This is a genomic window from Enterobacter cloacae complex sp. XAL002 (assembly GCF_049236805.1).
GTDB classification, from domain to species: Bacteria; Pseudomonadota; Gammaproteobacteria; order Enterobacterales; family Enterobacteriaceae; genus Enterobacter; species Enterobacter intestinihominis.
This window is the reverse complement of sequence record NZ_JBMKJN010000003.1, coordinates 1-14,407: the sequence shown is the minus strand read 5'-3', so window position 1 is coordinate 14,407 and position 14,407 is coordinate 1. Positions and strand designations below refer to the sequence as shown.

Annotated in this window: 12 protein-coding genes; 8 read left to right on the top strand and 4 right to left on the bottom strand. The window is 55.6% G+C overall.

What is annotated here, in order from left to right; genetic code table 11:
• Positions 1-19: 19 nt before the first annotated feature.
• Positions 20-1,012 carry an aspartate--ammonia ligase gene (gene asnA / locus ACOT0L_RS03210; RefSeq protein ID WP_126502747.1) on the top strand — a complete coding sequence of 331 codons (993 nt, stop codon included), beginning with the start codon at positions 20-22 and terminating at the stop codon, positions 1,010-1,012.
• On the opposite strand, the gene viaA is transcribed toward asnA, so the two are convergent.
• Both viaA and ravA read right to left on the bottom strand, forming a co-directional pair.
• Positions 1,013-2,464 (bottom strand): ATPase RavA stimulator ViaA, encoded by a 1,452-nt coding sequence (viaA, locus tag ACOT0L_RS03205; protein WP_022649870.1) that lies wholly within the window; start codon positions 2,462-2,464, stop codon positions 1,013-1,015.
• The gene (gene ravA, locus ACOT0L_RS03200) at positions 2,458-3,954 is read right to left on the bottom strand and encodes an ATPase RavA (RefSeq protein ID WP_022649869.1); all 1,497 of its coding nucleotides are present in this window, start codon (positions 3,952-3,954) and stop codon (positions 2,458-2,460) included. Before ravA ends, viaA begins: the two co-directional genes overlap by 7 nt.
• 222 nt (positions 3,955-4,176) lie before the next feature.
• Here ravA and kup point away from each other — a divergent pair, with 222 nt between their 5' ends.
• The 7 genes from kup to rbsR all read left to right on the top strand — a co-directional run bounded on the left by kup (position 4,177) and on the right by rbsR (position 12,097).
• The gene (kup, locus tag ACOT0L_RS03195; RefSeq protein ID WP_006808744.1) at positions 4,177-6,045 is read left to right on the top strand and encodes a low affinity potassium transporter Kup; all 1,869 of its coding nucleotides are present in this window, start codon (positions 4,177-4,179) and stop codon (positions 6,043-6,045) included.
• Positions 6,046-6,242: 197 nt separating this feature from the next.
• Positions 6,243-6,662, top strand: a complete 420-nt coding sequence (gene rbsD / locus ACOT0L_RS03190; RefSeq protein WP_003862392.1) for a D-ribose pyranase — start codon at positions 6,243-6,245, stop codon at positions 6,660-6,662.
• A 7-nt stretch (positions 6,663-6,669) separates the two neighbouring features.
• Positions 6,670-8,175 carry a ribose ABC transporter ATP-binding protein RbsA gene (gene rbsA / locus ACOT0L_RS03185; protein ID WP_022649867.1) on the top strand — a complete coding sequence of 502 codons (1,506 nt, stop codon included), beginning with the start codon at positions 6,670-6,672 and terminating at the stop codon, positions 8,173-8,175.
• Between the two features lie 4 nt (positions 8,176-8,179).
• Positions 8,180-9,145, top strand: a complete 966-nt coding sequence (rbsC, locus tag ACOT0L_RS03180) for a ribose ABC transporter permease (protein WP_022649866.1) — start codon at positions 8,180-8,182, stop codon at positions 9,143-9,145.
• A 27-nt stretch (positions 9,146-9,172) separates the two neighbouring features.
• Positions 9,173-10,063: a ribose ABC transporter substrate-binding protein RbsB gene (gene rbsB / locus ACOT0L_RS03175; protein WP_003862397.1), complete on the top strand. Its 891-nt coding sequence runs from the start codon at positions 9,173-9,175 to the stop codon at positions 10,061-10,063.
• Positions 10,064-10,171: 108 nt separating this feature from the next.
• A complete protein-coding gene (gene rbsK, locus ACOT0L_RS03170) occupies positions 10,172-11,101 on the top strand; it encodes a ribokinase (protein WP_003862399.1) in 930 nt (309 codons plus the stop codon).
• Between the two features lie 3 nt (positions 11,102-11,104).
• Complete coding sequence (gene rbsR, locus ACOT0L_RS03165; RefSeq protein ID WP_072202236.1) at positions 11,105-12,097, top strand: ribose operon transcriptional repressor RbsR; 993 nt, start codon at positions 11,105-11,107, stop codon at positions 12,095-12,097.
• On the opposite strand, the gene mdtD is transcribed toward rbsR, so the two are convergent.
• Both mdtD and ACOT0L_RS03155 read right to left on the bottom strand, forming a co-directional pair.
• Positions 12,063-13,496: a multidrug transporter subunit MdtD gene (gene mdtD / locus ACOT0L_RS03160; protein WP_022649863.1), complete on the bottom strand. Its 1,434-nt coding sequence runs from the start codon at positions 13,494-13,496 to the stop codon at positions 12,063-12,065. The genes rbsR and mdtD overlap by 35 nt on opposite strands.
• A complete protein-coding gene (locus ACOT0L_RS03155; RefSeq protein ID WP_023298937.1) occupies positions 13,493-14,200 on the bottom strand; it encodes a FadR/GntR family transcriptional regulator in 708 nt (235 codons plus the stop codon). The genes mdtD and ACOT0L_RS03155 overlap by 4 nt, the downstream gene beginning before the upstream one ends.
• Positions 14,201-14,407: the final 207 nt, after the last annotated feature.

The window sequence follows — 14,407 nt, the reverse complement described above, 5'->3', positions numbered from 1 at the left end:
GGACGCAGGAGTATAAATAATGAAAACCGCTTACATCGCAAAACAACGCCAGATCAGTTTCGTTAAATCCCATTTTTCTCGCCAGCTGGAAGAGAAGCTTGGCCTTATTGAAGTGCAGGCGCCGATTCTGAGCCGCGTGGGTGACGGGACGCAGGATAACTTGTCTGGTTGCGAAAAAGCGGTACAGGTAAAAGTGAAAACACTGCCAGACGCCCAGTTCGAAGTGGTTCACTCCCTGGCGAAGTGGAAGCGTCAAACCCTGGGACAACACGACTTCAGCGCGGGCGAAGGGCTTTACACGCATATGAAAGCCCTTCGCCCCGATGAAGACCGCCTCTCCCCCATTCACTCTGTCTACGTTGACCAGTGGGACTGGGAGCGCGTAATGGGTGACGGCGAGCGTCACGTCGGTACGCTGAAATCTACCGTTGAGGCGATCTACGCCGGGATCAAAGCGACCGAAGCGGCCGTGAGCAAAGAGTTTGGTCTGGCACCGTTCCTGCCGGAAACGATCCACTTTGTTCACAGTCAGGAGTTGCTGAGCCGTTTCCCGGATCTGGATGCCAAAGGCCGTGAACGCGCGATCGCCAAAGAGCTGGGCGCGGTATTCCTGATCGGCATTGGCGGGAAATTGTCTGATGGTAAACGTCACGACGTCCGTGCGCCGGATTACGATGACTGGAGCACCGTGGGCGAGAGCGAACATGCCGGTCTGAACGGCGATATTCTGGTCTGGAACCCGGTTCTGGAAGATGCGTTTGAACTCTCTTCGATGGGGATCCGCGTGGATGCTGAAGCACTGAAGCGTCAGCTGGCCGTGACCGGTGATGAAGATCGTCTGCAACTGGAGTGGCACCAGGCGCTGCTGCGCGGTGAAATGCCGCAGACCATCGGCGGTGGTATTGGCCAGTCTCGTCTGACCATGCTGCTGTTGCAACTGTCCCATATCGGTCAGGTACAGTGTGGGGTCTGGCCGCAGCAGGTACGTGAGAGCGTCGGTTCTCTTCTTTAATTAACGTCGCCAGCGTCTGAGCAGGCGGCTACGCAACCCGGTATCAAAGCGCCAGATGTGATCGAAGATGCGCATGATGCCGGGTTTTCCATGTGCAGACATCGCCACGGCATGGAAACGGTGCTGGTGCACGCGCTGCATCTCCTTCACTTTATTCACGACGTCGTCCGGCAGCCGCTGGGCAATAAAATCGGAAATCACCACCGCATCCGCGTCGTACCAGTCTCCGCCCTGCATGCGCTCAATGATGCTGCGAAAACAGCTGGCCAGATCGGTGCCGCCGCGAAAGCGCTGGCTTAAAAAGCGGATCGCCTGCTCCAGCCCCTGTGGGCTGGTCAGTTCATACCCCACCACTTCGCTGGAAAATAACATGATGTAGCAGCGACGACGATCGGCGAGCGCCACGCGCATCAGAGCCAGGCAGAACGCTTTTGCACACTGCTCATTAAATCCCCCCATCGATCCGGACGTATCTACGCAAACAATGAATGGACCGCGCGGTTGCTCATCAAAGTCCTGATGCACCACCGGGCGCTGGCTGATTTTTTCGCGCCAGGCTTCGCCATGCAACCGATAGGTAAGAAGCTGTTTTTCCACCAGACGGCGATAAAACTCATACTCCAGTTCGGTCATTCCCAGCGTGCTGAGTTCCGTAGGCAACAGGCGCAGGATATCATCGCTTTGCTGTAAGCCGTCCACCTGCTCCGGTACGGTGGAGGGCTCGCGTACCAGCGTACGGAAGGTTTCCATCGGCGCATCTTTCTTTGGAATTGACCTGGCCTCCCGGGAACGACCAAGCTGTTCTGCAAGCTTCATCAGCTCCGGCTGTTGTGCCAGAAAGTCGCCGTACTTCACGATCAACTGATAATCGCCACGTTTTAACTGACCGGCACTCATATCCCAGAGTCGACCGGCGGCGTTTTCATTCTCCACCAGCACCTGTTCTAGCTGGCCGCTTAACGTCATCCGCTCCTGAACTTCGCTTAACAGCTGTTCGCGCTCTTCGTCCAGCAACTGCTGGTTGAGAGAGGTGGCCTGAACGACAAGACTGAGCCGCCAGCGCTGTAAAAACAGCGTATGCAGGGCGGGAGTAAAGCTGGGGTTGTCCGTGACCAGCGCTCTGGCCTGGCTGGCAAACGGGGAGTGAACGTTATCTAGCAGCGTCAGGGTTTGCTGTAGCTGGGCAATAAACTGCGGCGTTGAAAGCCGCTGGCACTGCTGGTAACCAGCCACTTCCTCTGTCAGTTCCGGCGGGACTTCCGTCTCCTTAAACCGCTGGCGCAGGTTATCGCGCCAGCGGGGAAGATCGTCCGTCATTGCTTTTCTGAGCTTCGGGAATTTTTCAAAGAAGGCCGCCAGCTGCGGTGAAGCGAGCAGGGTAATGACGACCTCTTCGATCAACCCTTCCTCGCTAACCGCCAGCATGACGTTAAGCGTGTCCAGCGTTAGCATTGACGCGCCTGTTTAATCTGCGCGCTGACATCCTGCAAGCTGGCTTCAATGCGACCTAACCAGTCGCTATGGATAAAGAGGCATTTCTGCTGCTCGCTGAAGCGCGTGTGCTGCTGATGCCATTCGTTATCCAGCGCTTCGAGCTGCTGTTTGATCTCCTCCGGAAGACTGTCAGAGGCCGTGCCCGGCAGCGCCAGGCGCGATCCCTGAAGGCTGACGTCGCGGATCACAAGGTGCTGGCTGCTGTCGACTTCCATCGACAGCGGCTGTGCAAAGCCGATACCGTTGAGTTTACCGCGGATCTCGCCGCCCTTATCCAGCCACTGAACCAGCGCAACGCGTTCGATCGTCACGTGCACCACCTGCATATCATGAAGCTTCAGCGGCTGCTGAAGAAGAAGCGTGAGCGAGGCGTCAGTCAGCTCGGCTGGCAGTTCATAGTGCGGTTTACGGGCAAACATCCCGCCGAGACGGTTCACCTTCAGCGCGGTTTTGTCACTTTGCTGCTGCTGAAGCTGAAGACGACGTTGGGCAATCGCCCCCAGTTGATTAAGCATGGATTGCTGACCCCACGCGTGCCCGGTCATCAAAACGTCCAGCTGCTGCTGCATCAGATTCATCCCTTCTGCGTCGTGCCAGAGACAGTCTTTCAGCAGGATCAGATCGATGGGGGCGACAGCATCGCGGCCGCTGAACAGGGCGCTTGCCTGAAGCAGACGAATGGCTTTTTTCCAGCGACGGTCGGAGACGTAAGGCGCGGAGGGCAATAAATCAAGCTGCTGGCGCAGCATGAAGATCAGCTCAAAGACGGCATCGGGCAGCTTAATTTTGCCTATCTCTTCCTGCCACTGGTCATACTCTTCGTCCGTGACCTGTAATGATGGTGCCACCGGATTTTCGTTTTCGTCCTGCTGGCTTACCAGCATTGAGCGGAAGTTCGATTTGTCCTGGACTTTATCCAGCCACAGGCGGATCAGCATGCGGTCATACAGCGCTTCCAGGCTGCTGTCGGCTTCGGGAAGTTCGTTAGACGCGGCCACCAGCAACCGCATGGGGATCTTCTCTTCGCTCGCGCCGTTGCGGAAGCGGCGTTCGTTGATTGCCGTCAGCAGGGTATTCAGAATGGCCGGGCCGGCTTTCCAGATCTCATCAAGAAAGACGATTTCCGCTTCCGGGAGATAGCCCGCCGTCAGACGTTCATAGCGTCCCTCATCTTTTAACGCCTGAATGGAGAGCGGGCCGAAAACTTCTTCCGGCGTGGAGAAGCGCGTCATCAAATACTCGAATGCGCGAGCGTTCTGGAAAGCGAATTTGAGGCGGCGTGCGATCAGACTTTTGGCAATGCCCGGCGGACCCAGCAGAAACACGCTTTCCCCGCTCAGCGCCGCCAGTAAACAGAGGCGAATGGCGTGGCTACGCTCGTAAAGGCCTTTCTCCAGCGCACTGCTGAGGCGGGAAATTCTTTCTGCTAATAAATGTGAGTGAGCCATAATAGTTTTGCATCCTTTCGCCGTCGTGGCGGCTAATTGAAGCGAGTATAGACGTTTCGGTCTGGCCTGGTAATAGGCTGAAGTGCGGCGCTATTTTCTTTGCGCTACATTAATGCGGCTGCATTTAGGGGTACGATTTTGCATTGAATCGTGCATACTGTGCGCTTTTTGTGGGCCAAGGGACTAAGCACACATTTGTTATTCAAACGAAAAGACTAGTCTATGAGCACTGATAATAAGCAATCATTACCCGCAGTAACGCTTGCAGCGATCGGGGTTGTCTACGGTGATATCGGCACCAGCCCGCTTTATACGCTTCGTGAATGTTTGTCCGGTCAGTTTGGTTTTGGTGTAGAGCGTGACGCCGTATTTGGTTTCCTCTCGCTCATCTTCTGGCTGCTGATCCTGGTGGTCTCCCTTAAGTATCTCTCTTTCGTTATGCGGGCTGATAACGCGGGCGAGGGCGGTATTCTGACCCTGATGTCCCTTGCTGGGCGCAATACATCTGCAAGAATGACCTCCGTGCTGGTCATCATTGGCCTGATTGGCGGCAGCTTCTTCTATGGGGAAGTCGTGATTACGCCAGCGATTTCGGTGATGTCGGCCATAGAGGGGCTGGAGATTGTCGCGCCACAGCTTGATACGTGGGTGGTGCCACTCGCTATTATCGTGCTGACGTTGCTGTTTGCTATACAAAAACACGGTACCGGGCTGGTGGGTAAGCTGTTCGCGCCTATTATGCTGGCCTGGTTCCTGATCCTGGCGGCGCTGGGCTTACGCAGTATTATCGCCAATCCGGATGTCCTGCATGCGCTGAACCCAATGTGGGCGGTGCATTTCTTCCTGGAATATAAAGTGGTGTCGTTTGTGGCGCTGGGCGCGGTAGTGCTTTCCATTACCGGTGTTGAAGCGCTGTATGCAGATATGGGCCACTTCGGGAAACTCCCAATTCGCGTCGCCTGGTTTAGCGTTGTTCTGCCTTCACTGGTGCTGAATTACTTCGGCCAGGGCGCGCTGCTGCTTGCCCATCCTGAAGCGATTAAAAACCCGTTCTTCCTGCTGGCGCCGGACTGGGCGCTGGTTCCGATGCTGATCCTGGCGACGCTGGCGACGGTCATTGCCTCTCAGGCTGTTATTTCCGGCGTATTCTCCCTGACGCGTCAGGCCGTGCGTCTGGGGTATCTCTCGCCGATGCGCATTATCCATACCTCTGAGATGGAGTCAGGCCAGATCTACATTCCGTTCGTCAACTGGCTGCTCTATTTCGCGGTGGTGATTGTTATCGTCAGCTTCGAGCACTCCAGTAACCTGGCGGCGGCGTACGGTATCGCGGTGACCGGAACGATGGTGTTGACCTCTATTCTCTCCACCACCGTGGCGTACCGTAACTGGCACTGGAATAAGTTCCTCGTGGGGCTGATCCTGGTTGGCTTCCTCTGCATCGACGTACCGCTGTTCTCTGCGAACCTCGATAAGATTGTCTCCGGTGGCTGGCTGCCGCTGACGCTGGGTCTGGTGATGTTCATCGTGATGACGACGTGGAAGAGCGAACGTTTCCGCCTGCTGCGTCGTATGCATGAGCACGGTAATTCTCTGGAGGCGATGATAGCCTCGCTGGAGAAATCCCCGCCGGTGCGTGTGCCGGGTACGGCGGTGTATATGTCTCGTGCGCTGAACGTGATCCCGTTTGCGCTGATGCATAACCTTAAGCACAACAAAGTGCTGCACGAGCGCGTGATCCTGCTGACGCTGCGTACCGAAGATGCGCCGTATGTTCACAACGTGCGACGCGTACAGATTGAGCAGCTGTCGCCAACCTTCTGGCGCGTGGTGGCAAGCTACGGCTGGCGCGAAACGCCGAACGTGGAAGAGGTATTCCACCGCTGCGGTCTGGAAGGGTTGAGTTGCCGCATGATGGAGACATCGTTCTTTATGTCCCACGAGTCGCTGATCATCGGCAAGCGCCCATGGTATCTGCGCCTGCGCGGCAAGCTGTATCTCATCCTGCAACGTAACGCCCTGCGTGCGCCTGACCAGTTTGAGATCCCGCCTAACCGCGTGATTGAGCTGGGGACGCAGGTCGAGATTTAAGTCCTTTTAAAAAATGCCGGGTGGCGCTGCGCTTACCCGGCCTACCAGATCCTCAACATACCCGCCAAAATCACCTCAATATTTCACTTAGCGAAACGTTTCGACGTTGATCACAAATCCGTTACGTCATGATGGTTTTATGAACACTTCTGCGGCTACACTGTTTTTAGCGAAACGTTTCGCTAGTGGAGCAAAAAATGAAGAAAGGCACAGTACTCAACTCAGAAATATCATCGGTGATTTCCCGTCTTGGGCATACCGATACGCTGGTGGTTTGCGATGCAGGCTTACCGGTTCCGCGCAGCACAACCCGTATCGATATGGCGTTAACGCAGGGCGTACCCTCGTTCATGCAGGTACTGGAAGTCGTGACGGCGGAGATGCAGGTTGAGGCGGCCATTCTCGCGGCGGAAATCAAACAACATAATCCGCAACTCCACGAAACGTTGCTCAGCCACATTGAGCAACTGCAACAGCACCAGGGAAACACCATAGAAATTCGTTACACAACGCACGAGCAGTTCAAACAACAAACCGCAGACAGTCAGGCGGTGATTCGCAGCGGGGAGTGTTCCCCGTATGCGAATATCATTCTCTGTGCTGGCGTCACCTTCTGAGGCCATCATGGACGCATTACTGCAACTCAAAGGGATCGATAAGTCGTTCCCGGGCGTTAAAGCCCTCTCCGGCGCGGCGCTGAACGTCTATTCCGGGCGCGTAATGGCGCTGGTGGGCGAAAACGGCGCCGGTAAATCCACCATGATGAAAGTGCTGACCGGGATCTATCAACGCGATGCCGGTTCGCTGCTGTGGCTGGGTAAAGAGACCACCTTCAACGGCCCGAAATCCTCTCAGGAAGCGGGCATTGGCATCATCCACCAGGAGCTGAACCTGATCCCGCAGCTCACCATTGCGGAGAACATCTTCCTCGGCCGTGAGTTCGTGAACCGGTTTGGCAAAATCGACTGGAAAACCATGTATGCCGAAGCGGACAAACTGCTGGCGAAGCTGAATCTGCGCTTTAAGAGCGACCGACTGGTGGGCGACCTTTCCATCGGCGATCAGCAGATGGTGGAGATCGCGAAGGTGCTGAGCTTCGAGTCGAAGGTCATCATTATGGATGAACCGACCGACGCCCTGACCGATACCGAAACCGAATCCCTGTTCCGCGTGATCCGTGAGTTGAAATCCCAGGGGCGCGGCATTGTCTATATCTCTCACCGCATGAAAGAAATTTTCGAGATCTGCGACGACGTCACCGTCTTCCGCGACGGGCAGTTCATTGCCGAGCGTGAAGTGGCCACGCTGACCGAAGATTCGCTGATTGAAATGATGGTGGGACGTAAGCTCGAAGACCAGTATCCGCGTCTGGACAAAGCGCCAGGAGAGATCCGCCTGAAGGTGGATAACCTCTGCGGGCCGGGTGTGGATGACGTCTCCTTTACCCTGCGCAAGGGCGAGATCCTTGGCGTCGCGGGCCTGATGGGCGCGGGACGTACCGAACTGATGAAAGTGCTCTATGGCGCACTGCCGCGCACCAGCGGCTACGTTACCCTTGACGGCCATGAGGTGGTCACCCGCTCGCCGCAGGATGGCCTGGCGAACGGCATTGTCTATATCTCCGAAGACCGTAAGCGTGACGGCTTAGTGCTGGGCATGTCGGTAAAAGAGAACATGTCCCTGACCGCGCTACGCTATTTCAGCCGCAGCGGCGGCAGCCTGAAACACAAAGATGAGCAGCAGGCGGTCAGCGATTTTATCCGTCTCTTTAATGTTAAAACCCCATCGATGGAGCAGGCGATTGGCCTGTTGTCCGGCGGTAATCAGCAGAAAGTGGCGATTGCCCGCGGGTTGATGACGCGCCCGAAAGTACTGATCCTCGATGAGCCAACTCGCGGCGTTGACGTGGGCGCGAAAAAAGAGATCTATCAGCTGATTAACCAGTTCAAGGCCGACGGTCTGAGCATCATTCTGGTCTCTTCCGAGATGCCAGAAGTATTAGGCATGAGCGATCGCATTATCGTCATGCATGAAGGGCATCTCGGTGGTGAATTCACTCGCGAGCAGGCCACCCAGGAAGTTCTGATGGCTGCCGCTGTGGGCAAGCTTAATCGCGTGAATCAGGAGTAAGAAGATGACTACCCAGGCTGTTTCTGGTCGCCGCTATTTCACAAAGGCATGGCTGATGGAACAAAAATCGCTGATTGCCCTGCTGGTGCTGATCGCGATTGTCTCGACCATGAGCCCGAACTTTTTTACCGTTAATAACCTGTTCAACATTCTTCAGCAGACCTCCGTCAACGCCATTATGGCGGTGGGGATGACGCTGGTGATTTTGACCTCGGGTATCGATCTGTCCGTCGGTTCCCTGCTGGCGCTCACCGGTGCGATTGCCGCGTCGATTGTCGGTATTGAGGTCAACGCGCTGGTGGCCGTTGCTGCTGCGCTGGCGGCAGGTGCGGCAATTGGCGCGGTAACCGGCGTGATTGTGGCAAAAGGCCGCGTACAGGCGTTTATTGCCACGCTGGTGATGATGCTGCTGCTGCGCGGCGTCACCATGGTGTACACCAACGGTAGCCCGGTGAATACCGGCTTTACCGAAAACGCCGATCTGTTTGGCTGGTTTGGTATCGGACGCCCGCTGGGTATCCCGACGCCAGTCTGGATCATGGCTATCGTCTTCCTGGCGGCGTGGTACATGCTGCATCATACCCGTCTGGGTCGTTATATTTATGCGCTGGGCGGTAACGAATCGGCAACGCGTCTGTCCGGTATTAGCGTCAACAAAGTTAAAATTATCGTTTACTCCCTGTGCGGTCTGCTGGCATCTCTGGCGGGCATCATCGAAGTGGCGCGCCTCTCTTCCGCGCAGCCAACGGCGGGTACGGGCTATGAGCTGGATGCCATCGCGGCAGTGGTTCTGGGTGGTACGAGCCTTGCGGGCGGTAAAGGTCGCATTGTTGGGACATTGATCGGCGCACTGATCCTCGGTTTCCTGAATAATGGCTTGAATTTGTTAGGTGTTTCCTCCTATTACCAGATGATCGTTAAGGCAGTGGTGATTTTGCTGGCGGTACTGGTAGACAACAAAAAACAGTAACTGACGACACTACAGGACATCTTAGATATGAACATGAAAAAACTGGCTACCCTGGTTTCTGCTGTCGCGCTGAGCGCAACCGTAAGTGCTAACGCCATGGCGAAGGACACCATCGCGCTGGTTGTCTCTACCCTGAACAACCCGTTCTTCGTCTCCCTGAAGGATGGCGCGCAGAAAGAAGCAGACAAACTGGGTTACAACCTGGTGGTGCTGGATTCTCAGAACAACCCGGCGAAAGAGCTGGCTAACGTTCAGGACTTAACCGTTCGTGGTACCAAAATCCTGCTGATCAACCCAACCGATTCCGACGCGGTCGGTAACGCCGTGAAGATGGCAAACCAGGCGAAGATCCCGGTAATCACCCTGGACCGTCAGGCGACCAAAGGCGACGTTGTTAGCCATATTGCGTCTGATAACGTACTGGGCGGTAAAATCGCCGGTGACTACATCGCGAAGAAAGCAGGTGAAGGCGCGAAAGTGATCGAGTTGCAGGGTATCGCCGGGACTTCCGCGGCCCGTGAACGTGGTGAAGGTTTCCAGCAGGCTGTAGCGGCGCACAAATTTAACGTGCTGGCGAGCCAGCCGGCAGACTTCGACCGTACAAAGGGTCTGAACGTCATGCAGAACCTGCTGACCGCGCATCCTGATGTGCAGGCGGTATTCGCACAGAACGACGAAATGGCGCTCGGTGCGCTGCGTGCGCTCCAGACTGCGGGTAAATCAGATGTGATGGTTGTCGGATTTGACGGCACGCCGGATGGTGAAAAAGCAGTAAATGATGGCAAACTGGCTGCGACCATCGCTCAGCTGCCTGAGCAGATTGGCGCGACTGGCGTGCAAACTGCCGATAAAGTGCTGAAGGGCGAAAAAGTTCAGGCCAAATATCCTGTTGACCTGAAACTGGTCATTAAGCAGTAAAGGCGATTCAGGCAGTCGCTGGCTGCCTGAGGGACACCAAATAAAAGAAAAGTGTGGCATACGCCACCGGGTAATACCGGTGGCGCTCTCAGATGGACACCTCAATACATGAAAACCGCAGGCAACCTCGTCGTCCTTGGCAGTATCAATGCCGATCACATTCTTAACCTTGAAACGTTCCCCACTCCGGGCGAAACCGTCACCGGCAATCAGTATCAGGTCGCGTTCGGCGGTAAGGGCGCAAACCAGGCAGTTGCCGCCGGACGCAGCGGGGCAAATATCGCGTTTATCGCCTGTACGGGTGATGACGATACCGGCGAGCGCGTACGCAAACAGCTGGCAAGCGACAACATCGACATCGCACCCGTCAGCGTGGTTGCAGGGGAATCTACCGGCGTGGCGCTGATTTTCGTCAATGCGGAAGGTGAGAATGTCATCGGTATTCATGCGGGGGCTAATGCCGCGTTAACGACTGAACGCGTCGAAGCGCAGCGTGGGATCATCGCCGGAGCGGAAGCTCTGCTGATGCAGCTAGAGTCACCGGTTGAAAGCGTGCTGGCCGCTGCGAAAATTGCGCATGAAAATCATACGTCTGTCGTACTTAACCCGGCGCCTGCCCGTGTATTATCAGACGAGCTGCTGGCGCTGGTGGATATCATCACCCCGAACGAAACCGAAGCGGAAAAGCTGACGGGTATCCGTGTCGAAAATGATGACGATGCCGCGCGTGCCGCGCTTGCGCTGCATGATAAAGGCATCGGCACCGTGATCATCACCCTCGGCAGCCGTGGGGTGTGGGCTAGCGTCAATGGCGAAGGCCGTCGCGTACCGGGCTTTAAGGTCAAAGCCATTGATACCATCGCCGCAGGTGACACCTTCAACGGTGCGCTGGTAACGGCGCTGCTGGAAGGAAAAGCAATGGATGACGCGATTCGCTTCGCGCATGCCGCCGCCGCGATTGCGGTGACGCGTAAAGGCGCTCAGCCTTCTGTTCCATGGCGTAAAGAGATTGATGAATTCTTAAGTCAGCAGGGGTAACGCTTGGCCACAATGAAAGATGTCGCCCGTATGGCGGGCGTTTCTACCTCGACTGTCTCCCACGTTATCAATAAGGATCGCTTCGTCAGCGAGGCGATTCGGGAGAAAGTTGACGCTGCAATTAAAGAACTCAACTATGCGCCGTCTGCGCTGGCCCGCAGCCTGAAGCTTAACCAGACGCGCACCATCGGCATGCTGATCACCGCCAGTACCAACCCTTTTTATTCTGAACTGGTGCGCGGCGTGGAGCGCAGCTGCTTCGAGCGCGGCTACAGCCTGGTGCTGTGCAATACCGAAGGCGATGAGCAGCGCATGAACCGAAACCTGGAGACGCTGATGCAAAAACGCGTCGACGGGCTGCTGCTGCTCTGTACCGAAACGCATCAACCCTCGAAAGAGATCATTCAGCGCTACCCTTCTATTCCTACGGTCATGATGGACTGGGCGCCGTTCGACGGCACCAGCGATCTGATCCAGGATAACTCGCTGCTGGGTGGCGATATGGCGACCCAGCATCTGATAGATAAAGGCCATACCCGCATCGCCTGTATTACCGGCCCGCTGGATAAAACCCCGGCGCGCTTGCGTCTGGAAGGCTATCTTTCGGCCATGGAACGGGCGGGGCTTGCCATTCCTGATGGCTATCGCATCACCGGCGATTTCGAATTTAATGGTGGATTTGAAGCAATGCAGAAACTGCTGGCGCAAGAGCCGCGCCCGCAGGCGGTGTTTATCGGTAACGATGCGATGGCATTCGGAGCTTATCAGGCGCTGTATCAGGCGGGATTACGTGTTCCGGACGACATGGCGATCGTCGGTTATGATGATATCGAACTGGCGCGCTACATGACGCCGCCGCTGACCACCATTCATCAGCCGAAGGATGAACTGGGTGAGCTGGCTATCGATGTGTTGATCCACCGCATGGCTCAGCCCACGCTGCAACAGCAACGTTTGCAGCTTACTCCTGTTCTGATGGAACGCGGTTCGGTTTAGCCTTATCTTTATGACGCTCTTTAATCAGGTTCCGGCCGTCTTTTGGTTTTAACAACATAAAGACCACCGCCGATACCACGGTAAGCGCGCCCATGGTGATAAAGGTATAGTGGAACTGCTCAACGGTATTTGTACCGTCAAACCCTTCATAAAACCGCAGTACCGCCGCGCTCACGGCAACCCCGAGGCTGATCGACAGCTGTTGAGTGACCGCCAGTACGCTGTTGCCGCTGCTGGCATTCTCGTCGGTGAGGTCCCCAAGGGTGATGGTGTTCATCGATGTAAACTGCGTCGACATGGCCATACCCAGCACAAACAGCGGCAGGATCAGCATCCAGATGGGTAACGCCGCAGATTGCAGGGAGAACTGCGCAATCATCAATCCAATAAAGATCGTCACGCCAACCAGCGTCTTACGATAGCCAAACCAGCGCAGCACCTGCGTGACCGTCGATTTTGCCAGAATTGAGCCCATCGCTGTGGGGGCCATCATGCAGCCAGCAATCAGGGCCGGATAGCCGAAACCGACCTGGAGCATCAGCGGCATCAGGAACGGTACGCAGCCCGTGCCCAGACGCGAGGCAATATTGCCCGCGATCCCGACGGAAAACGTTCGGGTGTTAAACAGAGATAAAGAGATAAGCGGTGTCGGATGGCGACGCGCATGACGGATATATAGAAGGAACAGCAGAATACCGCTAAGAATGATGGCCAGCGCCAGCCACGTCGCTACGATTTTCTCGCCAAACAGCTCCATCCCGCTGGAGAACAGGACCAGGCTCAGGCCAAACAGGAAGAAGCCGCCCATATCGAAGCTGCGTCGTGGTGTGGTGAAGTTCGGCATATATTTGCGGGCATAGATTAGCCCTGCCACACCAATCGGAATATTAATCAGGAAGATCCAGTGCCAGCTTGCCCAGGTCACCAGTACGCCGCCGAGAACCGGGCCAAGTATCGGGCCGACCAGCCCCGGCATAGTCACAAAGTTGAGCACCGGGAGCAGTTCGCTGCGCGGATAGGCGCGCAATAACGCCAGACGCGCGACGGGCATCATCATCGCGCCGCCTATCCCCTGTAGAACGCGGAAGATAACCAGTTCCGTCAGAGAGGTAGAGAGGGCGCAAGCCAGAGAACCGAGGGTGAACAGCGTCACCGCCAGCATAAACACTTTGCGCGTACCGAAACGATCGGCCAGCCAGCCGCTGACCGGAATGAGCATCGCCACCGTCAGGGTATAACTGATGATGGCGGATTGCATCGCCAGTGGGGAGCGGTTAAGGCTTTGGGCTATTGCGGGAAGGGCGGTATTGAGGATAGTGGCATCCAGTGCCTGCATAAAGAACGCCATGGCTGCAATCCACGGCAATCCGGCCATACTGCGTGCTTTTTTCTCTGTCATTTATTTACCTGCTGGTGGGTTGGCGCCGCCAGCAACGCCTGGCACGCACTCAGGGCTCGCTGCCCGTCGCTTTCCTGAATGGCATCGACTATCGCCTGATGCAGATCCAGCTTCACCACCTCATCCTGTGTGATAGAGGCAAAGTAAGTGTGGTACACAGAATGGAATAAAGAAGCAAAGGAGGTCAGGAAAGGATTTCCGCTCATATTATAGATATGTTCATGCCAGGCCATATCGACCTCTATCCAGCGCTCGCGGTTAAAGTGCTTTTTCAGATCCACCATCTCTTCCATAAAAGTATTGAGCTGCGCTTTTTGCTCTGCTGTGCCGAGCGTGGCGGCAAGCAGACAGGCCTGAGGCTCAAGACTGCTGCGCATGACCAGAAAGTGATCGACGACCTGATTAAAGTTATCTTCGGTCATCCACCAGGTGAGTAACTCCTGATCGAGAAAGTTCCAGTTCCCCTGAGGCATAACGCGGGTGCCAATGCGCGGGCGTGGAAGCACCATCCCTTTCGCCGTTAATGTTTTTACCGCTTCGCGAACGGCGGTACGGCTTACACCAAACTGATCCCCCAGCTCCATCTCGCTGGGCAGGATGCTACCTGGGGCATATTTACCCGCTAAGATCAGCTGAGCCAGCTTTTCTGCCAGCACATAGGACAGGTTTTTTTGAGCTGCCAGCTGTTGTGCGCTTAATGGCATCGCTTTTATTCCTTAAATATTGATGCGGCTAATTATGCCATCTCAGGGGTGATTGTGGTTGCAGATACATCAATTAGAACAATTTGTAGCTTGATCTCATCGCTTTTGGTGAAAAAAAACACGGTCAGAAACTTTTTTTAAATTACCTCTTGTCACTTCAGAAGAACTCCCTATAATGCGCCTCCACTGACACGGAACAACGGCACG

Excerpts from the sequence above, each read along its gene's own strand:
- viaA (WP_022649870.1), bottom strand. The coding sequence starts at position 2,464 with ATGCTAACGCTGGACACGCTTAACGTCATGCTGGCGGTTAGCGAGGAA.
- ravA (WP_022649869.1), bottom strand. The coding sequence starts at position 3,954 with ATGGCTCACTCACATTTATTAGCAGAAAGAATTTCCCGCCTCAGCAGT.
- rbsA (WP_022649867.1), top strand. The coding sequence starts at position 6,670 with ATGGACGCATTACTGCAACTCAAAGGGATCGATAAGTCGTTCCCGGGC.
- kup (WP_006808744.1), top strand. The coding sequence starts at position 4,177 with ATGAGCACTGATAATAAGCAATCATTACCCGCAGTAACGCTTGCAGCG.
- rbsD (WP_003862392.1), top strand. The coding sequence starts at position 6,243 with ATGAAGAAAGGCACAGTACTCAACTCAGAAATATCATCGGTGATTTCC.
- asnA (WP_126502747.1), top strand. The coding sequence starts at position 20 with ATGAAAACCGCTTACATCGCAAAACAACGCCAGATCAGTTTCGTTAAA.
- rbsC (WP_022649866.1), top strand. The coding sequence starts at position 8,180 with ATGACTACCCAGGCTGTTTCTGGTCGCCGCTATTTCACAAAGGCATGG.
- rbsB (WP_003862397.1), top strand. The coding sequence starts at position 9,173 with ATGAACATGAAAAAACTGGCTACCCTGGTTTCTGCTGTCGCGCTGAGC.
- ACOT0L_RS03155 (WP_023298937.1), bottom strand. The coding sequence starts at position 14,200 with ATGCCATTAAGCGCACAACAGCTGGCAGCTCAAAAAAACCTGTCCTAT.
- mdtD (WP_022649863.1), bottom strand. The coding sequence starts at position 13,496 with ATGACAGAGAAAAAAGCACGCAGTATGGCCGGATTGCCGTGGATTGCA.
- rbsK (WP_003862399.1), top strand. The coding sequence starts at position 10,172 with ATGAAAACCGCAGGCAACCTCGTCGTCCTTGGCAGTATCAATGCCGAT.